This is a genomic window from Bombella saccharophila (genome assembly GCF_026385475.1).
GTDB classification, from domain to species: Bacteria; Pseudomonadota; Alphaproteobacteria; order Acetobacterales; family Acetobacteraceae; genus Bombella; species Bombella saccharophila.
This window is the reverse complement of record NZ_JANIDW010000016.1, coordinates 1-998: the sequence shown is the minus strand read 5'-3', so window position 1 is coordinate 998 and position 998 is coordinate 1. Positions and strand designations below refer to the sequence as shown.

The following is a 998-nucleotide window of genomic DNA, read 5'->3' as shown; positions in this document are numbered from 1 at the left end:
TACGCTAAAAAGAGCGATATTCCCGACACATCCAAACTCGCCACATCGGCAGACCTCACGACCGAAGCTACAGCGCGTCAAAATGGGGACGACGCGCTTGCGCAACGGGTATCAACTGTTGAAAAAAACATCGCAGCCCTTCCCGCTAGCGATACTCTCCCTCGTATCCTCTCGCAACAAGGGACGCTCATCCAATCCTTCACAGCAACAGGCGTGCAGGATAGTGACCGCATCACCTTCCCGCAGGCTTTTGGCGATGATTCCGTCCTCATTTTCATCACGCCCAAAACGCCATCAGCAACCGGGTCATGGTCACCACCAGTGTGCGGCTACAATCTGGAAAACCGCTATTCATTCGGCCTGACCCGCTTCTTTACAGACGGTACCGACAAAACCTCCAAAGGCGATATCTCAGTCCTAGCTATAGGGAAACCTGCATAATGACACAGACATATTACGCCATTGTCAAAGCTGGGTCAGACCTAGCCCAACCCTGCCAAGTCTTAGGATGGTTTGCTCAATCCACCACAGACGGGCAGACAACTCCCTATCAAGCAGCCCCTGGCTTTGAGGCTATCCCTCTCAATATTAGCGACACAGAATGGGAGGCCCGTACCTCTGGTCCGCAGAACCCAACACAGCTTCATGAGGGACGCTTAGAGCCATATGTTCCACCCGCTCCGAGCCTAGCTGTACAAGCACAAACAGCCTTACAGCAGGCACGCGCTGCCCTTTGGAATAATTACGGGATTCTGGGAGAAAGCACGCCCGATGATTGTGTGGCTTACATCCGCGCCCTAACGGCCATCGCCAAGGGTAAGGATACGACCAGCACAGCCTTACCAGAGGCCCCGGCTGACCTTAACCCATCCTGACCATAAAAAGGGCCGCTCCATATAGGGGCGGCCTTTTCATCATTGGAGGATTGTGTGGATTTCTCATCCATCCTCTCCGCTCTGCCCAATAACGTGCAGGGCTATGCGGCCTTGCTCATCATC

General features: G+C 53.9%; 2 protein-coding genes. Both read left to right on the top strand.

Features of this window, described 5'->3' with window-relative positions:
• A partial coding sequence (locus NQF64_RS08975) for a hypothetical protein (RefSeq protein WP_266107161.1) occupies nt 1-441 on the top strand: 441 nt, incomplete at its 5' end.
• Complete coding sequence (locus tag NQF64_RS08970) at nt 441-875, top strand: hypothetical protein (protein ID WP_099026378.1); 435 nt, start codon at nt 441-443, stop codon at nt 873-875. The genes NQF64_RS08975 and NQF64_RS08970, both read left to right, overlap by 1 nt.
• Nucleotides 876-998 lie beyond the last annotated feature (123 nt).